The organism is thiotrophic endosymbiont of Bathymodiolus puteoserpentis (Logatchev) (assembly GCF_900127505.1).
Classification (GTDB): Bacteria; Pseudomonadota; Gammaproteobacteria; order PS1; family Pseudothioglobaceae; genus Thiodubiliella.
On sequence record NZ_UEXF01000073.1, the window covers coordinates 77,389 to 95,937 of the forward strand.

Annotated in this window: 20 protein-coding genes and 1 tRNA gene; 10 read left to right on the forward strand and 11 right to left on the reverse strand. The window is 35.8% G+C overall.

The window, feature by feature from the left end; genetic code table 11:
• Positions 1-31 precede the first annotated feature (31 nt).
• Positions 32-116, reverse strand: a tRNA-Leu gene (locus tag BHECKSOX2_RS09140).
• An 80-nt stretch (positions 117-196) separates the two neighbouring features.
• Between BHECKSOX2_RS09140 and BHECKSOX2_RS09145 the strand changes: the two genes are divergently transcribed.
• Positions 197-403, forward strand: a complete 207-nt coding sequence (locus BHECKSOX2_RS09145; RefSeq protein ID WP_090717144.1) for a YgaP family membrane protein — start codon at positions 197-199, stop codon at positions 401-403.
• An 8-nt stretch (positions 404-411) separates the two neighbouring features.
• Here BHECKSOX2_RS09145 and cysG read toward each other — a convergent pair whose 3' ends face one another.
• On the reverse strand, positions 412-1,797 hold the full coding sequence (cysG, locus tag BHECKSOX2_RS09150; protein WP_139683314.1) for a siroheme synthase CysG: 1,386 nt from the start codon (positions 1,795-1,797) through the stop codon (positions 412-414).
• A gap of 22 nt (positions 1,798-1,819) precedes the next feature.
• On the opposite strand from cysG, the gene BHECKSOX2_RS09155 reads away from it, so the two are divergent.
• Positions 1,820-2,224, forward strand: a complete 405-nt coding sequence (locus BHECKSOX2_RS09155; RefSeq protein ID WP_139683315.1) for a hypothetical protein — start codon at positions 1,820-1,822, stop codon at positions 2,222-2,224.
• Between the two features lie 22 nt (positions 2,225-2,246).
• On the opposite strand, the gene BHECKSOX2_RS09160 is transcribed toward BHECKSOX2_RS09155, so the two are convergent.
• The 3 genes from BHECKSOX2_RS09160 to BHECKSOX2_RS09170 are packed head-to-tail and all read right to left on the reverse strand — an operon-like array spanning position 2,247 to position 4,004.
• Positions 2,247-2,756, reverse strand: coding sequence for a methylated-DNA--[protein]-cysteine S-methyltransferase (locus BHECKSOX2_RS09160; RefSeq protein ID WP_139683316.1), 510 nt, complete (start codon positions 2,754-2,756; stop codon positions 2,247-2,249).
• A gap of 16 nt (positions 2,757-2,772) precedes the next feature.
• Entirely contained in the window at positions 2,773-3,441 is a 669-nt protein-coding gene (hda, locus tag BHECKSOX2_RS09165) for a DnaA regulatory inactivator Hda (RefSeq protein WP_139683317.1), read from the reverse strand.
• Positions 3,438-4,004 (reverse strand): CDP-alcohol phosphatidyltransferase family protein, encoded by a 567-nt coding sequence (locus tag BHECKSOX2_RS09170; protein WP_139683318.1) that lies wholly within the window; start codon positions 4,002-4,004, stop codon positions 3,438-3,440. The genes hda and BHECKSOX2_RS09170 overlap by 4 nt, the downstream gene beginning before the upstream one ends.
• 44 nt (positions 4,005-4,048) lie before the next feature.
• Here BHECKSOX2_RS09170 and purM point away from each other — a divergent pair, with 44 nt between their 5' ends.
• The 3 genes from purM to BHECKSOX2_RS09185 are packed head-to-tail and all read left to right on the forward strand — an operon-like array spanning position 4,049 to position 6,199.
• Positions 4,049-5,056, forward strand: a complete 1,008-nt coding sequence (purM, locus tag BHECKSOX2_RS09175) for a phosphoribosylformylglycinamidine cyclo-ligase (protein WP_139683319.1) — start codon at positions 4,049-4,051, stop codon at positions 5,054-5,056.
• Positions 5,034-5,618 carry a phosphoribosylglycinamide formyltransferase gene (gene purN, locus BHECKSOX2_RS09180; RefSeq protein WP_139683320.1) on the forward strand — a complete coding sequence of 195 codons (585 nt, stop codon included), beginning with the start codon at positions 5,034-5,036 and terminating at the stop codon, positions 5,616-5,618. The genes purM and purN overlap by 23 nt, the downstream gene beginning before the upstream one ends.
• The gene (locus BHECKSOX2_RS09185) at positions 5,615-6,199 is read left to right on the forward strand and encodes a DUF3108 domain-containing protein (protein ID WP_139683321.1); all 585 of its coding nucleotides are present in this window, start codon (positions 5,615-5,617) and stop codon (positions 6,197-6,199) included. Before purN ends, BHECKSOX2_RS09185 begins: the two co-directional genes overlap by 4 nt.
• 41 nt (positions 6,200-6,240) lie before the next feature.
• Here the strand turns inward: BHECKSOX2_RS09185 and uvrA are convergent, their stop codons facing one another.
• Complete coding sequence (uvrA, locus tag BHECKSOX2_RS09190) at positions 6,241-9,060, reverse strand: excinuclease ABC subunit UvrA (protein ID WP_139683322.1); 2,820 nt, start codon at positions 9,058-9,060, stop codon at positions 6,241-6,243.
• Between the two features lie 93 nt (positions 9,061-9,153).
• Between uvrA and pyrH the strand changes: the two genes are divergently transcribed.
• Both pyrH and frr read left to right on the forward strand, forming a co-directional pair.
• A complete protein-coding gene (pyrH, locus tag BHECKSOX2_RS09195; RefSeq protein ID WP_139683323.1) occupies positions 9,154-9,867 on the forward strand; it encodes a UMP kinase in 714 nt (237 codons plus the stop codon).
• Between the two features lie 14 nt (positions 9,868-9,881).
• A complete protein-coding gene (gene frr, locus BHECKSOX2_RS09200) occupies positions 9,882-10,439 on the forward strand; it encodes a ribosome recycling factor (RefSeq protein WP_090715455.1) in 558 nt (185 codons plus the stop codon).
• 68 nt (positions 10,440-10,507) lie between these two features.
• On the opposite strand, the gene BHECKSOX2_RS09205 is transcribed toward frr, so the two are convergent.
• Positions 10,508-10,864 carry a hypothetical protein gene (locus BHECKSOX2_RS09205; RefSeq protein ID WP_090716076.1) on the reverse strand — a complete coding sequence of 119 codons (357 nt, stop codon included), beginning with the start codon at positions 10,862-10,864 and terminating at the stop codon, positions 10,508-10,510.
• Between the two features lie 65 nt (positions 10,865-10,929).
• Here BHECKSOX2_RS09205 and cmoB point away from each other — a divergent pair, with 65 nt between their 5' ends.
• From cmoB to bioC, 3 genes are read left to right on the forward strand one after another with little or no spacing between them, the layout of a single operon-like run.
• Positions 10,930-11,886: a tRNA 5-methoxyuridine(34)/uridine 5-oxyacetic acid(34) synthase CmoB gene (gene cmoB / locus BHECKSOX2_RS09210; protein WP_139683324.1), complete on the forward strand. Its 957-nt coding sequence runs from the start codon at positions 10,930-10,932 to the stop codon at positions 11,884-11,886.
• Between the two features lie 35 nt (positions 11,887-11,921).
• A complete protein-coding gene (locus BHECKSOX2_RS09215) occupies positions 11,922-12,785 on the forward strand; it encodes a metal ABC transporter solute-binding protein, Zn/Mn family (RefSeq protein WP_139683325.1) in 864 nt (287 codons plus the stop codon).
• On the forward strand, positions 12,773-13,558 hold the full coding sequence (gene bioC, locus BHECKSOX2_RS09220) for a malonyl-ACP O-methyltransferase BioC (protein WP_139683326.1): 786 nt from the start codon (positions 12,773-12,775) through the stop codon (positions 13,556-13,558). The genes BHECKSOX2_RS09215 and bioC overlap by 13 nt, the downstream gene beginning before the upstream one ends.
• Here the strand turns inward: bioC and BHECKSOX2_RS09225 are convergent.
• Genes BHECKSOX2_RS09225 through BHECKSOX2_RS09240 form a run of 4 tightly spaced genes read right to left on the reverse strand, consistent with a single transcriptional unit; the run spans position 13,524 to position 18,547 of the window.
• Positions 13,524-14,234 carry a metallophosphoesterase gene (locus BHECKSOX2_RS09225; protein WP_139683327.1) on the reverse strand — a complete coding sequence of 237 codons (711 nt, stop codon included), beginning with the start codon at positions 14,232-14,234 and terminating at the stop codon, positions 13,524-13,526. The genes bioC and BHECKSOX2_RS09225 overlap by 35 nt on opposite strands.
• A complete protein-coding gene (locus tag BHECKSOX2_RS09230) occupies positions 14,227-15,123 on the reverse strand; it encodes a response regulator (protein WP_139683328.1) in 897 nt (298 codons plus the stop codon). The genes BHECKSOX2_RS09225 and BHECKSOX2_RS09230 overlap by 8 nt, the downstream gene beginning before the upstream one ends.
• Positions 15,120-17,363, reverse strand: coding sequence for an ATP-binding protein (locus BHECKSOX2_RS09235; protein ID WP_139683329.1), 2,244 nt, complete (start codon positions 17,361-17,363; stop codon positions 15,120-15,122). The genes BHECKSOX2_RS09230 and BHECKSOX2_RS09235 overlap by 4 nt, the downstream gene beginning before the upstream one ends.
• Positions 17,363-18,547, reverse strand: a complete 1,185-nt coding sequence (locus BHECKSOX2_RS09240; protein WP_139683330.1) for a DNA cytosine methyltransferase — start codon at positions 18,545-18,547, stop codon at positions 17,363-17,365. Before BHECKSOX2_RS09240 ends, BHECKSOX2_RS09235 begins: the two co-directional genes overlap by 1 nt.
• Positions 18,548-18,549 lie beyond the last annotated feature (2 nt).

Sequence of the window (18,549 nt, forward strand, 5' to 3'; positions counted from 1 at the left end):
TTTATTCGTAACTGGGTTTTTTGTCAAAAAATGGTGCGGAAGGAGAGACTCGAACTCTCACGTCTTACGACACTGGAACCTAAATCCAGCGTGTCTACCAATTCCACCACTCCCGCTTGGAAAAGAGCATTATACCCAAATAGAGTTTTTTGTATATGTTAGAATGTGAAACTTTACAACTACGAAGGATAAGACAGTGACAATAAACAATACAGTATCAGCAATAGCAGGAATTTTTATTATGTGCTCACTATTACTTAGTGGCATCAGTTTTGATGAACCAAACTGGCTGTGGTTAACTTTCTTTGTTGGCTTTAACTTATTTCAATCCGCCTTTACTGGCTTTTGTCCAGCAGCTAAAATCTTTAAGGCAATGGGCATGAAAGATGTCAATTGTTGCTAAATAGTTCTTTAGCTTTCAGCATAAAACCAGTTTAATTTTTCTCTGAGTTTAACCACTTCGCCAACGATAATGAGTGTTGGCGCATGAATGGTTTCATTTGCCACCAAATCAGGAAGTTTTGCCAAGGTAGTGGTATGCACTTTATGCTCAGGCGTGGTGCCCTTTTCAACTAAGGCTACTGGCATATCACCACGCATACCATGTGCTTGCAATTGCTCTGAAAGGTGTTTAGAACCTTTAAGTGCCATATAAAAAACGATGGTTTGTTGCTCAACTGCTAACTCATCCCAAGGCAAATTCATCGTACCATCCTTTAGATGCCCTGTAACAAAGCGACAAGATTGTGAATAATCACGATGCGTAAGTGGAATACCTGAATAAGTGGAGCAACCAGAGGCGGCGGTAATACCTGGCACAACTTGAAATGGCACGCCATTCTCAGCCAAAGTTTCGATTTCTTCTCCGCCTCGCCCAAAAATAAATGGGTCGCCACCTTTGAGGCGACAAACGCGTCTGCCCTGCTTGGCTAAATCCACCAATAATTGATTAATACCGTCTTGTGGGACGCTATGATTATCACGCTCTTTGCCGACATAAATAAGCTCTGCATCGCGTCTAACCAATTCCATAACTTCATCTGATACCAAACGGTCGTACAAAATCACATCGGCTTGTTGCATTAGTCGTAATGCTTTGAAAGTCAATAAATCTGGGTCACCTGGACCACCGCCAACCAAATAAACTTCGCCCATTTCACTATCAGTGCTCTTATCAAGTTGCGTTTGTAAATCTAGCTTTGCTTCATCGGTCTTGCCTGAGAAAACTTTTTCTGCAACCACGCCTGAAAAGGCTTTTTCCCAAAAATAACGCCTATCTTCGATATTGTTAAATTTGGCTTTTACTTGTGCTCTAAAACTACCTGCCAGTTCTGCCAATTTACCATAAGCGTTTGGAATGGTGCTTTCTAATTTTGCACGAATCAGTCGCGCCAATACGGGTGCTTTTCCTGCTGATGAAATAGCAATCACAATTGGACTTCTATCCACAATAGATGGCATAATAAAAGTACACAAATCAGGAGAGTCCACCACATTCACAGGAATGTTCGCATTTTTTGCTAAATCTGATACTTGTGCATTTAGCGCCCTATCATTAGTGGCAGAAACAATAAGTACTTGCGACTTAATATCACTTGGCTCAAAGGCTTTTTCAATAACTGTGATTGTGTTGTTTTTTGCTAACTGAGTAACACCATTGCAACACGCTTGCGCAACACAGCTCACTTGTGCATTTGCTTTTAATAATAGGTTAATCTTACGATAGGCAATATCACCACCGCCCACAACCAAACAGGGCTTTTGCGTAATATCAATAAAAATTGGTAAATAATTCATGGAGTGTTATTATAATGTAGTTATGACAAATAAACATCACACCTGTCCTTTCTCGCATCTAATTTTAAGTGGTCGTTGCGGCTGTGAGTTTTCTGCAAAAGACTGCGTGGCTGAAAAAGAATTTGGCACTTGTTTGAATGAAGATGCTTCAAATAACTGCCAATCTCTGTACCGTCATCTAAGAGACAATAGCGATTTTGTCTTAAAATCTCATCATCAATCCAATTTATCAGTTGGGCAGCAATCAAAAATTAAAATGGGTGGTTTGCTTGCCTTGCAAGAAATTATTAGCCACTCATTTGTTGATACAATTGACAATATTACGATATTGGTTGATGCAGTTAAGAAGGAAGTTGGTGATTTTGAAAAAATCCCATTCTCTCAATTAATGCCAAAGATTGCTAAATTCAAGTTTAGAAGACGCTAAATTAATGACGCAAAACCCAAATCTATAAAATACTTTGCTCTAATTTTAATAAGCGTTTCTTAATGGGTAATCCTCCACCATAACCAACCAAATTCCCATCGCTTCCAATAATACGATGACAAGGAATGATTAAAGCAATGGCATTTGCACCATTTGCACTGGCAACTGCTCGAACAGATTTTTCATTCCCGATATCTTTTGCCAATTGCAAATATGTTGATGTCTCGCCATAAGGGACTTCTATGAGTGCATTCCAGACATTTTTTTGAAAATCGGTTCCTACCATTAATAATGGAATATCAAATTTTTTTCTGTATCGATCAAAATATTCATCAAGTTGTTTTCTTGTCTCCTTTAAAACTTTATCATCTTGTTCTACAAATTCAGCTTTCAGATTTTTCTTAATTCTGCTATCAACAGTTTTTCTCATCTTTCTATATTCAAAATCAAGAATACAAAGTTTGCCATCAAAAGAGCCAAGTATCAGTTTTCCTATTTTTGTTTTGTAATGCTGAATATTAATTTGATTCATTTTATGCGCCAATATTCTATAACACTTGCTTGATTAGTGGGACAGTAATACCTGTTTTTTTCTGCAATGATGCCTCGTCTAATTGTTCAATAGCACTGAGTATTTCGCTTAAATCTCTTGAATAATGTTTGAACAAATACGCATATATTTTGTCATCAATATGAATATTTTTATCCGCCATTTTGTTTTGCAGAATGGTTGTTTTTTGTTCATCACTTAAATTTTCAAGGGTGAAATTAACGGCTAGAGACAATCTGGTTTTTAAATCTTTTAATAAGTCTAATTCGCTTGGTAAATTTTGTGCACTGACAATGAGTTTAGTTTGCGTATGTTTGATTTGATTGTACAAATCAAACAATTCTTGTTGTTGCGTGTCGCTTGCATCTTCAATATTATCAATACACACCCAATCAACTTCAGACAACTGGGCAATAAGACCTTCGGGACATTCTTCTTTAATATCAATATAAACAGCGTTCAATTGTTTGTCCATTGCCGCAAAAGTGCAACCTTGCAAAAGATGCGTTTTACCACTAGATTTATCACCAGATACCATAACAGCACTAGAGTTACTATTGGTAAATAGTGTGTCAATAAAAGTTAAAATTTGAGCATTTTTATCACCGATGAAATTATGCAGTCGCATTTTTGCATTCAATAGTACGGGAAGTCCGAGTTGTTTCATTTTTGCTTTTGCTTCTCCTGCGAGATGGCTTTTTCAAACCAAATCCAAATATAGTCAACGCCACTCAAAACAGTAGATGTAGCAACAATAATAAAGAAAGCCATGCTCCACTCAGATAATATTGGATACAACTTTGTTGTCACCAAAAACAGCACCAGTACAATTTGTAAGGCGGTGTTGAGTTTTGATAACTTTGATGGTATTAATAAACCATTGTCGGATTCCCCATTACCCATAAAACTACCAACTGTACCTGAAACAATCATTAAATCTCTCAAGAAAATCAACAATAACAACCACAAGGGCAACAAGCCAATAACACTTAGCGTGATAAAACTACTGACCAATAATAATTTATCGGCAACTGGGTCAAGAATAGAACCAAGTCTAGTTTGATACGAATAACGCTTCGCAACCCAACCATCTAAAGCATCTGTAATACCGGCAACAAAAAATAGCATTATTGCCAAAAAAAAATCGTGATTTAACAAAGTTAAAACCACGGGCACTGTTAAAATAATGCGTAAAATTGACAGTGCGTTTGGTAGGGAAGAAAGGTTCATTTATCTGCGTGAAAAATAACTAAATTATACGGAAAAAAAATTCTATGTCATCATTGACTTACCAAGACGCTGGCGTTGATATCAACAAAGGTAATGATTTAATCGAGCAAATCAAACCCATCGCAAAATCTACCACTAGAGAAGGTGTATTAGCAGGGTTGGGTGGTTTTGGTGCAATGTTTGAGTTGCCGACCAACAAATACAAAAATCCTGTTTTAATCTCTGGTACTGATGGCGTTGGCACAAAACTTAAAGTCGCTGAGATGTTGAATAAGCACGACACCATCGGTATTGATTTGGTGGCAATGTGTGTGAATGATTTAATCGTACAAGGTGCTGAGCCTTTATTCTTTTTAGATTATTACGCCACTGGCAAACTCAATACTGATATTGCGGTTTCTGTTATCTCAGGCATTGGTGAGGGCTGCAAGCAATCAGGTTGCGCACTGATTGGCGGTGAAACTGCTGAGATGCCTGGTATGTACAGTGGTGAAGATTACGATTTGGCGGGTTTTTGTGTTGGTATTGCTGAAAAAGCAGATGTGATTGATGGCACTAAAGTCAAAAATGGTGACCGCATTATCGCACTTGGCTCATCAGGTCCACATTCCAACGGTTACTCACTCATTCGCAAGGTACTAGAGCGCACTGAGCCAACTGATCATCAACTACAACAATTGATAGAACCAACCAAAATTTATGTTAAATCCGTTTTGTCTTTACTTAAAAAACACTCAGTACATGCCATCTCGCATATTACTGGTGGTGGCTTGTTAGAAAATATCCCGAGAGTATTGCCTGATAACTTGGCGGCAAAATTAGACAATAGCTCATGGCAGATGCCTGAAATTTTCCAATTTTTACAAGATAATGGCAATATTGAGCTAACAGAAATGTATCGCGTATTCAATTGTGGCGTAGGCATGGTGTTGGTAGTAAGTAACGATGAAAGTACAGATGTTATCAAACACCTAGAAACGCAAGGCGAAAAGGCTTGGCTGATTGGTGAAATTGTTAAAAAAAGTCACAATGGCAAACAAGTCATTATCTAATATTGTTGTTTTAATCTCGGGTTCAGGCTCTAACCTGCAATCCATTATTGATAATGCCGACGATATTGGTGTCAATATTCAATCTGTCATCAGTAATAAAGCCGATGCTTTTGGTCTACAGCGGGCAAAAAATGCAGGCATTTCCACCAAAGTTATTGAGCATACGCACTTTGCGTCGCGTAAAGACTTTGACCATGCCTTGATAAGATATATTAATACCCTTAATCCAGAGATCGTTGTATTGGCGGGTTTCATGCGTATTTTATCCGCTGATTTTATTGCTGCATTTTCTACAAATACTAGCAAAATTCTTAACATCCACCCTGCACTTTTGCCAAAATACAAGGGGCTCAATACACACCAACGCGCTATTGATGCTGGTGATTCTGAGGCTGGTGCTAGTGTACATTTTGTTACCAATGAATTGGATTCAGGCGAGGTAATATTGCAAAAATCAGTGGTAATTGACCCGAGTGATAATGCAGATACTTTGGCAAAAAAGGTGTTAAAACAAGAGCATGTTCTCTATCCTGAAGCCATTAAAAAGGTTTTACAAAAATGAGGTTTTTATTACTCTTATTGTTTTCTTCTTCAGTATTGGCGCTTAAGCCACACATGGCGACCTATACACTATCAGCATCAAACTTTGAAATTGGCAAAGAAGTACGCACATTACATAAAGAAAAAAATGTGTATTACTACACCGCCCATGCTGAAACCACAGGCTTAGCAAGCCTTATTAAAAATTATGAAATACACTCAAAATCTACTTTTATTATTGATAAATCTGGGTTACACTCAAAACATTATCAAAACTTTGAACGCGACGGTAATAAGATAAAAAAAGACTTTAATGTTCGTCCAACAGGGCAACAAGTGGATTCACTAAATCGACTGCTTGCTATTACTTATGAATTAGAAAACAATCCAGAAAAGAAAGATTTTCAGTTGTTGGTACATGATGGTAGCGCCCCAGAAAAACAATATTACCAGCAGCTGCCAAGTGGCGATGATAACTTAATTAAAGTAACCAGCAAAGAAAGAAACCTTACGGCTTTTTTTGCTAAAGACAAGTATTATTTGCCAGTCTTGGTGCGTAGAAATAAATTTACTTACAAACTTGATACCATTGAGTTTAATTAAACCGTGGCTTCGTTCATTATGGTTTTGGTCTAACAAGTATTTTATTTAAGTAATGGTTGCAAATATTGCCCTGTATAAGATTTCTTAACTTGTGCTATTTCTTCAGGCGTGCCAGTGGCAATAATATCACCACCCTTATCACCGCCTTCAGGTCCTAAATCCACAATCCAATCAGCAGTTTTAATCACATCTAAATTATGCTCAATAATCACAATGGTGTTTTCACGCTCGCGCAAGCGACTGATCACCGATAATAATTGCTTGATATCATGAAAATGCAAACCTGTAGTAGGTTCATCAAGAATATACAAGGTGTTACCTGTGTCTAATTTAGACAATTCTTTGGCAAGTTTAATACGCTGTGCCTCACCACCCGACAAGGTAGTAGCGTTTTGACCCAAGGTAATATAAGACAAACCCACATCCATTAAAGTTTGTAATTTTTGTTTAATTTTTGGAATTGCCTCAAAAAACTCAACCGCTATTTCAACAGTCATATCCAACACTTGTGCAATGGTCTTACCCTTATAAGAAACCTCAAGCGTTTCGCGATTGTAACGGCGTCCACTACAAACATCACAAGATACATAAATATCAGCCAAAAAATGCATTTCAACTTTAATCAAACCATCGCCCTTGCACGCTTCACAACGACCCCCTTTGACATTGAAACTAAATCGCCCCGCCTTATAACCACGAGAGCGTGATTCCAATGTTTGTGCAAACAAATCACGAATCAGTGAAAACACGCCCGTATAAGTGGCTGGGTTCGAACGCGGTGTACGCCCAATAGGACTCTGGTCAATGTTGACCACTTTATCAAAATGATTCAAACCCTTTATTGACTCATAAGGTGCTGGGACAACTTGAGAACGATTTAAATCTCTAGCAACCAATGAATATAGAGTGTCATTAATCAATGTGGATTTTCCAGAACCAGAAACACCCGTAATACAAGTCAACACACCCACAGGAATGGATAAATCAACTTTGTTTAAATTATTACCAGTTGCGCCTTTGATACGCAGCCACTTAGTGGCTTTTTTGCGTTTTTTCGGCACGGCAATACTTTGACGGCCACTGATGTAATCACCCGTAATTGATTTAGGGTTATTAGCGATTTGCTCTGGTGTGCCAACAGCAATAATTTCACCCCCATGCACACCCGCACCAGGACCAATATCAATAACGAAATCTGCTTGTTTGATGGCGTCTTCGTCGTGCTCAACCACAATCACAGTATTGCCAATATCTCGCAAGTAAGTCAAAGTATTGAGTAGTTTTTGATTGTCTCGCTGGTGCAAACCAATAGACGGCTCATCCAATACATACAATACACCCATCAAACCTGCACCAATTTGACTTGCTAAGCGAATACGCTGCGCTTCACCGCCTGATAGTGTGCCAGCACGACGATCCAAACTTAAGTATTCTAAGCCAACATTTAACAAAAATTCTAAACGCTGAATAATTTCTCTAAGAATCTTTTGTGCAATTTCACCACGCACACCTTCCAATTTTAAATCTTTAAAAAATCTGTAACTATTGACAATCGAAAGTTTAGTGATATTTGATAAATTATAATCAACAATAAACACATTTCTGGCAGACTCATTTAGTCGGCTGCCGTCACAACTTCCACAGTTTTTGCTCACCACATAACGCGACAATTCTTCACGCACACTACGAATTTCACTCTCTTCATAGCGACGCATCATTCTAGGAATCACTCCTTCAAATGGCTTGGGTTTATTTGACCAGCCCTGGCGTCCTTTAATTTTTGAAAAATCAATCGTGTCTTGACCGCTGCCGTACAATACAATTTTTTGATGCTCGGCGCTTAATTCTTTATAAGGTGTGTCCACACTAAAATCATAATATCGCCCAACCAAAGTTAAGATTTGATAAAAATAAGCATTCGAGCGACCCCAGCCATAAATTGCACCATCAGCCAAACTTGCCTCAGGATTGCCAACAACTTTGTTTTCATCGAAAATATCTTTAACACCCAAGCCATCACAACTTGAACAAGCACCAACAGGGTTATTAAATGAAAACAATCTAGGCTCAAGTTCGGTCAAAGAATAACCGCATTCCACACAAGAAAACTTAGCTGAAAACACTAATTCTTCTTGTTTAGACTCTTCATCCATTGAGGCAACACGCACTAATCCAGCGCTAAGATTTAACGCGGTTTCTAACGACTCAGACAAACGCAAGGACACATCTTTTCTCACCTTAAGACGGTCAACAACAATTTCAATGGTGTGGCGCGTTTTACCATTCAACTCATTCAACTCATCCAAATAAACCACTTCGCCGTCCACTCTAGCACGTAAAAATCCTTGATTAGAAAGCTCATCTAACATTTTTGTATGACTGCCCTTGCGGTTTTGCACCACAGGGGCCAATATCATAATTTTTTCACTTTCTGGCAAGGTTAAAATGCTATCCACCATTTGTGAAACGGTTTGCGACACCAAATCAATCTTATGTTCAGGACATTTTGGCACACCAACACGAGCAAATAACAACCTTAAATAATCATAGATTTCTGTAATCGTACCTACCGTTGAACGCGGATTATGCGAAGTGGCTTTTTGCTCAATTGAAATAGCTGGCGACAAGCCCTCAATATGATCCACATCAGGTTTTTCCATTAATGATAAAAACTGTCGCGCATAGGCTGACAATGACTCAACATAACGACGCTGTCCTTCGGCATAAATCGTGTCAAATGCTAACGATGATTTACCCGAACCAGATAAACCTGTAATCACTACCAGTTTATTCCTAGGAATATCAATATCAATATTTTTTAAGTTGTGAACTCTAGCGCCTTGTATGCTGATTTGTTCCATAAAATTTTATATCGGACAAAGGGTTAATTATAACGCCCGCACACGGTAAAATCATCATTAATTTGATTTTATCGGCACAAAAGCACTCACGCTATGAATAAATATAAACGCATTCTATTAAAACTCAGTGGCGAAGCACTTGCTAAAGACGGCAATACAGTTGACCCAAATACACTTAGCCAAGTAGTAGATATTATTAAATCCGCACTTAAGCAAAAAGTTGAAGTGGGTATTGTTGTTGGTGGTGGTAATATTTTTAGAGGTGCAGCCCTTGCACAAGCAGGTATGAATCGTGTGACTGGCGACCACATGGGTATGTTGGCCACAGTGATTAATGCTTTGGCAATTGGCGATGCTTGTAAGCGTGCAAATATTGATGCGATAGTCATGTCGGGCTTTCCAATTGGTGGTGGTGTTTGCGACCCTGTTGACCACAATAAGGCAAAACAAGCGCTCAGCATGGGGAAGGTTGTGATTTTCTCAGCAGGTACAGGATCTCCATGCTTTACCACTGACACAGGTGCAGTATTGCGTGCCATTGAGATTGAGGCAGATATTGTCTTTAAGGCTACTAAAGTTGATGGTGTTTATACGCATGATCCAATGAAAAACCCTAAAGCAACGCGCTATAAAACACTCAGTTTTAATGAAGCGATTGAGAAAAACCTGCAAATTATGGACACGGCAGCATTTGCCTTGTGTCGAGAACATGGTTTAGATATCTGTGTTTTTAGTATGCTTGAGGATGCTAACACATTATCTGATATTTTAGATGGTAAACCTTCTGGCACCATTGTCCACCTTTAAAGGAGAACAACAATATGTTAAACGAAATACAACAAGATGCTAAAGCCCGCATGACAAAAAGCCTTGCATCATTAGAAAATGATTTTAGTAAAATTAGAGCAGGTCGTGCACACCCTTCTCTACTTGAACAAATTCAGGTTGATTATTATGGTTCGATGGTACCGATTTCACAAGTTGCTAATATTAGTGCAGAAGATTCTCGCACACTTAAAGTATCACCATGGGAAAAAGAAATGGTAGCAGTCGTTGAAAAGGCCATCATCACCTCTGATTTAGGGCTAAATCCACAAACCCTTGGTCAAGTTATGCGTATTCCTCTGCCTCCGCTCACTGAAGAACGCAGACGCGAATTAGTACGAATAGTAAAAGACGAAGCCGAACAGACAAAAGTTGCTGTTCGCAATATTCGTCGTGATGCCAATTCTGACTTTAAAGAATTGTTAAAAGATAAAGAAATTTCAGAAGATGAAGCACATAAAGCAGAGGAAAACATTCAAAAACTCACTAATGAATTTATTAAATCAATCGATGAAAAGTTAGATGAAAAAGAAAATTCACTACTTGAAATTTAAGCTTTCAATAGTCAATAAAAAAGCCCGCTAATGCGGGCTTTTTTATTGTGTCTGTGTTAATTTAAGTATTAACCACCATGTACTTCTACACAATCCAAGTATGCATCCCATCTCTTAGGAGAGAATACTGTACCAAGCGATTCAATTGGACCTGTGTTATATAAATAACCACCAGATTGCGCCTTTTTAAAAATAGCAATATTACTTTCAGATAAACCAATCTTACCTTGACAAGCAATATGTGCACGAACAGATACCGCTTTACCGCCTACTGTGAGTTTTGGCTCTTGATTGCCAGCAGATTTTTCAGTAGTTGGTGCCATTGCATCCAATGACTCTACTGGACCTCTATCACGCTCATCACCACCCGCAATAACACTTACTGACAAAACTAACGCCCCTACTAATATTAAAATATTTTTCATTACTTTCTTTCTCCTATTGATTAAAATGTTATCTTACCAGTGCATTTTATATTACTATAACTCCTATGATTAATAATTTTATAAAAACATGTGCGCAATCAAAGTTATCCTCTATATATGAGGAATTGCTTGATACATCAAAACAAGCACTGGCTGTTAATAATGGCAATATAGCTAAATGGGAAAGCGCCATTGATGAACTCAAAAAACACAACAAAGGTGGGGTTAATTATCAACCCCCTTATATAAATATCAACACTTCAAACAGTGATACTAAACTAATACAACAATCTTTAAAAAAACTAACGCCATGGCGTAAAGGCCCTTATCAAATAGGAGACCTGCAACTAGATAGCGAATGGCGTGGTGATATGAAATGGGATAGATTGAAAAATCATATTCAACCACTCAAGGGGAAAACTGTATTAGATGTCGGCTCTGGTAATGGTTACTTTACTTATTTAATGGCGCTATCGGGCGCGCAAATAGCATTAGGCATTGAGCCATTTTTACTATTTAACTATCAGTTTATGTCCATTCACACCCTCATTAACAATCCACCAAATGCATTTGTTCTACCGCTCAAACTGGAACAAATGCCGAAAGAAGCAGTATTTGACACAGTGTTCTCAATGGGCGTTTTGTATCATCAAAAAGACCATTTATTACACTTGCAACAACTCAAAACTCTACTAGTAGATGATGGAGAACTGGTCTTAGAAACTTTGATTATTGACAAAAAACATGGCAAACAAATTATTCCCAAAGACCGTTATGCCAGAATGCGTAATGTTTGGTGTCTACCATCAACGGATACAATCCACACTTGGTTAAAAAAAGTCGGTTTTAAAAACATTAAACTACTAGATATAACAAAAACCACGCCACAAGAACAACGCGCCACACATTGGATTGGCAATAACACACAATCAATCAAAGATTTTTTAGACCCTAATAATGATAAGTTAACTGTTGAAGGTTTGCCAGCACCTCTGCGCGCAATATTTACTTGCCAAAAGTAGTATAATCTTGGTCTTTTATTAAGAACAGTATTATTATGTTACGCATCGCTTTAATCTTTTTTCTAATGAGTGTCAATGCACTAGCAACACCTAATATTGTTGTTAGTATTAAACCCATCCACTCAATTGTTAGCAATATCACCCAAGGTGTGACTACGCCAAAGTTACTCATAAAAGACAATCAATCGCCACATCATTTTCATCTTAAACCCTCGCAAATGTCTTTGGTGGGTCAAGCAGATTTACTTATTTCTGCACACCCAAGTATTGAAGAAGGGATTGCTAAAGTACTTGATAATATTGATACTCAGCGTAAGCTATATGTTGTTGAAAAACCAACTCAACAACTCAACAATGAGCACGAGGAGCACGAACATCATGGAGCTCATGAAGATTATCATATTTGGCTGAATATTAATGCCATACAAGAATTTTCAACAAGATTAACAAATAAGTTAATTGCAATTGATATTGACAATCGTTTAATATATCAGTCAAACTTATCAGTATTCAATAAAAAATTAGATGCACTCAAAACACAGATTAAAAAGCAACTTCTACCTTATCAAAACACTCCTATGGTTACTTATTCAAACGCTTTTGAAAATTTTATACAGACAAACCAACTTAACACTCTTGCCATAGTGGTAAATAATCATGAACAAAAACCAAGCATCAAAAATATTTTAAACGCCAGAAAAATCATCCGCTCTAAAAACGCTCAATGCTTAGTATCAACCATAGAAATTACACCAAAAAGAGTCAGTAATATTATTGAAAACCTCAACATGAAACATGAAAGCATTGATATTATTGGCTTTAAGCAAACTCAAGGTGTCTCGCAATATCCTGCCTTAATGCAAAATATTGCCAATGCGTTTGAAAAGTGTCTGAAATAAGATCAGCATTCAATAAAGCATCATCTCGATATGATGAACATGCATTTTTACAAAAGGAAATTGCCACACGCCTTGATGCAAAATTAGAAGTAATTTCTAGCAATACTGATGTTATTTTGGATTTGGGCGCAGGCACCGGTTTATTATCCCAATCTTTATTGCAACGCTTTCCAAGTTCAAAAATTATCTGCTTAGATTTTGCGCAAAAATCACTTAAAAACAATCCGTCAGCATACAAACTATGCGCCGATGCTAGCCACCTACCTTTAGCTGACAATAGCGTTGATGTTATTGCTTCCAATTTAATGATGCAATGGTGTCCGAATCTCAATCAATTATTCAATGAATGCCATCGCGTGTTAAAAAATAATGGACTAATACTATTTTCTACCTTTGGCCCCAATACGCTTAAAGAATTGAAAAAAAGTTGGGCAGTGATTGACAATAAAACACATGTTAATACCTTTACTGATATGCACGACATCGGCGATCAACTATTGCAAAGCGGTTTTCAATCGCCAGTAATGGAAATGGAAAACTTAACCTTAACCTACCAAAGCGTAACAGATTTATTGAGAGATTTAAAGGCCATCGGTGCGCAAACTGTCAGCACCCGTTCTAAATCACTCACAGGTAAGGACAAATTCCAATCAATGATTAAGATGTATGAATCTTACCGCCAAGATGGCAAACTACCTGCCACTTATGAAGTAGTTTATGGACATGCTTGGAAGCAAGTCAACGAAGTTGGGATAAAACTTGACAATCAATAAGAGAATTTGTTTGCACTATGGAAAAATCTTTATTTTGGGTGTTTGCAAAAATCACCGCACTTAATTTATTTCCATAAACACAACCCGTATCAATACCCAGCGCATATTTATTTATTTTCACCTCGTCAAACACCTGATGCCCATACACAACAAATCCTTGATCGCCATTATATACATCCGCCCAAAAAACTGACTCTTCATCCTCTTGACCAAAACTAACAAAATTATGATTCTTATCCAAGAAGCGCATTCGCATAATTTTTGCTTGATCTTTTTTGCTAACTTTGTCTATATTTTGGCGGTTTTGTAACCCACCATGCAAAATAACAATATTACCAAACTTCATTATCAGTGGCATATTTTGTAAAAAATCAATATCAACACTTTTCAGAGTATCGATAATATCTTTTTCATCGTCATTTAAAACAATTGGATTTTGTTTGTTGATTTTTTGATGATTCAAATAACGAATAAGTTTATCTTCATGATTGCCCAAAACAGATTTAATGTTGTTACTTTGTAGATACCTAAGTGTCTTAATAGAATCTTTGCCACGAGTAATAATATCTCCAACACAAATTTCTATATCATTTTTTTTTGGATTTATCTTTTGCCTTAATCTAACTAGTTCATCATAACAGCCGTGAATATCACCATAAATTATTAACTTACTCATCTAATTTATTTTGTAATTCATCCAGATATCCTTTATGTTTTAAGATATCTTTCCTTAATTTTTTACAATATTCGTCATCAAATTCAATATTATCTCCACCTTTTTTAAAATATTTTCTGCCACTATCTTGAATAAGTTTGGCGTGGGCAAACTGGTTTCTAGGAGTTATGATTTCATCCTTATATTCTTTGGAAAAATCATTTAATTCAATTTCTTGCAATATCCAAGATAACGCTTCTATCTTTCTTGCTGAACTAAACAGCACATTATCTTTTATTATCTGTTTAAGTCCATCTTCTTTAGCGTCAAAATCTTGATATTTATTACATTTCTCGTCTACGAATAATTTAATTTCTTTTAAAATTTCATCTTTCAAGCCCTTTGTTTCTAAGGAATTTTTAGAATTTATATACTTCTTTAAAATTTCAACTTTCTGCATATCCAAATCACTTGTTTCTTGCATAATCATGCCACGCATAGCAACTATGTCTTGAAATTTTTTAACGGTTAAATCAATTAGTTTTTTAGTTTTATCAACAACTTCTTCTTCATGATTTGTTGTTGTTTCCAAGAAAGAAATTCTATCTAATTTTTTAGTATCTTCTAAATCGGCTTTTGCTGTATAAAATAAAATTTCGGTAAAAATAGATTTTTCTCTTATTTTCTCAACCACTTTATCGCCATCCAAGCCATTCATATGATAATCGGTAAGAATTAAATCGTAAGTTTCATCTAATGCACTAAAAAAATCTTCTGAGTTGTCTTTAGTATCAATTGTTGTGTCAAATCCTTGATTAGTGACATGTTTTCTAATATCCTCAATATACTCATCATCAATAAATGCATTAATATCATCATCTAACCATAAAATCTTATACTGCAATTTCATTTTCTAATCCTTATGTGAAAAGTAGTTTTTTTTCCTTTAATCGACTCAACGCTAATATCGGCATTACACATGTCGCTAATTGTTTTTTTAATACTACTCAACCCTATTCCAGAACCATTAGTTGTCGTAAATCCAAAATCAAATATCTTGTCAATATTCTCTTCTTGAATGCCATCACCATCATCTGTAACAAACATATTAAAAACATCATTTTCAACCCCAAGTTTAAATTGTAAATACCTTGCATTGGCTTTTTTAGAATTCTGAATAAAGTTATCAATCAGCGTTGTGATTTCTAGTGGTCTTATTCTTACAACAAACTCATTACTTGATGCTGTTACACTGAGTTGAGTTTTTGACTTGTCAATAATTTTCCCATTAGACAAATAAAGCTCTTCAATATATTCTTTTACGAAAGAAACTAAGTTCACTTTGATTTCTTTTGTTGTTAAATTAAAATTGGCTTTGGTCACAAAATTAGCAATAGAATTTACCTTGGTTGCTTCGGCAATAATAACGCTAATATATTTTTTCTGCTGCTCTGTAGGAGTCGTGTTAAAAGTTTTTAATAGTAATTTTGTATTTCTATTAATTCTACTTGAAGAATGTCTAATCTGATGTTGCAATCCCAATATTTGTTCTTTTTCTGTTCCAATTAATGATCGTTGAAAAATATTCTGTTTCTTTTCAATCTCCAAATTTTTACTTAATTGCTCAGTTCTTTGTTGTTCTTTAGTTATCTTTTTTTTTAAATCCTTATTGCCCCGCTCTAGTTTCTTGATAATTTTTCGAGTTTCGTTTATTTTATCAATCAATTCTTGATTATTAACATCATGAGCAATTTTAGATAATTTTGAAACAATTACTTCTGAAGGTTTTTGCTCATCAAAGAGATTGATAAAATTAGCATCAAAATCTTTAATTTCAACTTTGTCTTTATTGACTAAATTAGTTATTATGTCAATAATCCCGCTTTGGCTAATTGTATTGTCTAATATTGAAAAATCATCAGAATCACCATCCTTATTTCTAATGACCTCATCTAATGACCATTGCACACTAACAACATATTTTTCTAGCCTTTTTAAAGCTTTATCCCAAAATGTATCATATAACTCCTTGTAGCCATTGGTTTCAATCAGCCCACTGTCTCTACTGGATTTTTCTCTAAACTCATCAGAATATTCATTAACATTAATGCTGCCAATTAAATTTCTAGTAGATAAATATCTACTATGTCCTTGCTGATGTCTTCTGTCAATACCTAGGCTATCATCAGTTGGCTCCCCATAAGGGTAAACTCTAAATCCATTGTTATAAAGCATAATGTTGCCAAAGTTTACAGCTTTGACTTGCATTAATTTGGTGAAATTTATTTTGGCTTTTGTATTTAAATATAAAAGTGTTATGGAGGTATTTTTTAAGTGTTGATAATGATTTTCCTCTTCAATCTCATAAATTAAAGTACCTCTATCCGTTAATTTTGACTCAATAGTATTGCTGAGTATTTCGATTTCTAATTTTGTGGTTTTTAAAGTTAAAATAGATAGTAAATCATTGCCAATTTGCTCAATGTCATTATCTTGTTTAGTTATATGAATTTGAAAATTGTTAGAATTTATATTAATTTCAAAAGGATTGATTAACTTACTTAAGGATTTTTTTAACTCCTCTATCTTGTCATTATCCCATTCTGATTTTAGATTAGAAATCTCAAGAATCACGCCATGGTCAAAATCTTGATATTCGTTTGTTGACAATTCAGTATGCTTGACACTGATTTCAACAAACTCTTTTTGTGAATTATTTTCAAAATCTTTCCAATTAACCTCTAATTGGTGGGCATTGCTTGCATTAACATTTTTGGCGATTAATTTTAAATTTTCACCAATTTTATCAGCCGAAAATCTACCAATCCCCTTAGCACCAGCAAATCCTCTTTTTAAATTGATTTTATTGCGATAATCTTTATACCTTTCATCAGACTCTAATTCTTCATCTTCTTTCTCGTCTTTCTTTGCCGAATAAGCAACAAATAACCATTTATTTTTTAGGTCATCAAGACTCATTCCCTTGCCGTTATCTTTAATGGTAATTTTATCTTCTTCAAAAACTATATCTACTCTGGTTGCATGAGCATCGTAAGAATTTTTAACTAATTCAAATACTGCAACTTGATCATTAACGATTAAATCTTGCCCAATAATATTTTTTAATTCTGAGCTAATTTTAAATTTCATTACAACATTTCCTTTAATGCAATACCTGCTTGTTCACTAAACAATGGCGGAATAGCATTACCAATTTGAGTGTATCTAGGAACATCAATCCTTCTTCGCTCACCACCTGTTGTGTACTTTCCCTTGAATTCATAACTGTCTGGAAAAGATTGAATGCGTGCATATTCTCTCACTGTCAATATTCTGGGTTCAGAATAGTGAATATAATCATCTGGCAAGGTAGTTAAAGTTGGCGTACAGGACTCTTTACACAAAGGAACAATAGTGTGTTTTTTTAGGTTGTATTTTTTTCTTACTGCGTCACTTATGGTTAAATTGGCTTTAGAGTGATCTAGAATATATTGGAAACGCTCAATAGTATCGGCTCTATGTCGTGCAAACCTGTGACTATCGGCAATTTTATTTGTTAAGGGCTTTCCTTGTCGCATTAACTTTTGATAATTACTTTTTGGTCTTGAATAAATGCCTGCTTGAAAACTTTTACTATCTGGAGACTCTTGCGTTCCATTCTTTTTAACCAAATCAGATATCGCATCACTTAAAGATGTTTTATCTGTTATTTTTTTAGATTTAAAAAATTCTGCTCTATTTTTTACAATAAAATCAAAAAAAGTTTGGGCTCTTTTCCCTTTAGTTGCAACCAAAATAAACCTTTGTCGTTTTTGTGGGACGCCAAATTCAGAGAAATTAACAATCTCACCATGGACATTATATCCAAGCCCCTCCAACTTACTCCAAACATATTTAGAGTAAGCCTCGCCCCTCTTGTTGTCTTTTTTAAAGCCAATAGTAAAACCTTTAACATTTTCAAAAAATAATACTTTTGGCTGGACTAATTTAACAAATTCAATATAAGAGTCAATCAGTTTATTTCTATTATCTCCTTCATTTCGTCTGCCAGCCATAGAAAACCCTTGACAAGGAGGCCCGCCTGCTACAAGGTCTACAGTGCCACGCAATGATTTTAATTCAGCTGTATATTGAGATATGACAACATTAATATCATGATTTTTCTTTGGTAGCCAATTCGGCCAGTTAAAATGATTATTGACATTAATTAAATTATGTTCTAATGTTAAAAAAGCATCAGAGCTTTTTTCAATAGCAAACAATCCTTTCCAGCCCGCCTGTTGCAATCCTAGAGACAATCCGCCACAACCAGAAAACAAGTCAATATATTTCATAA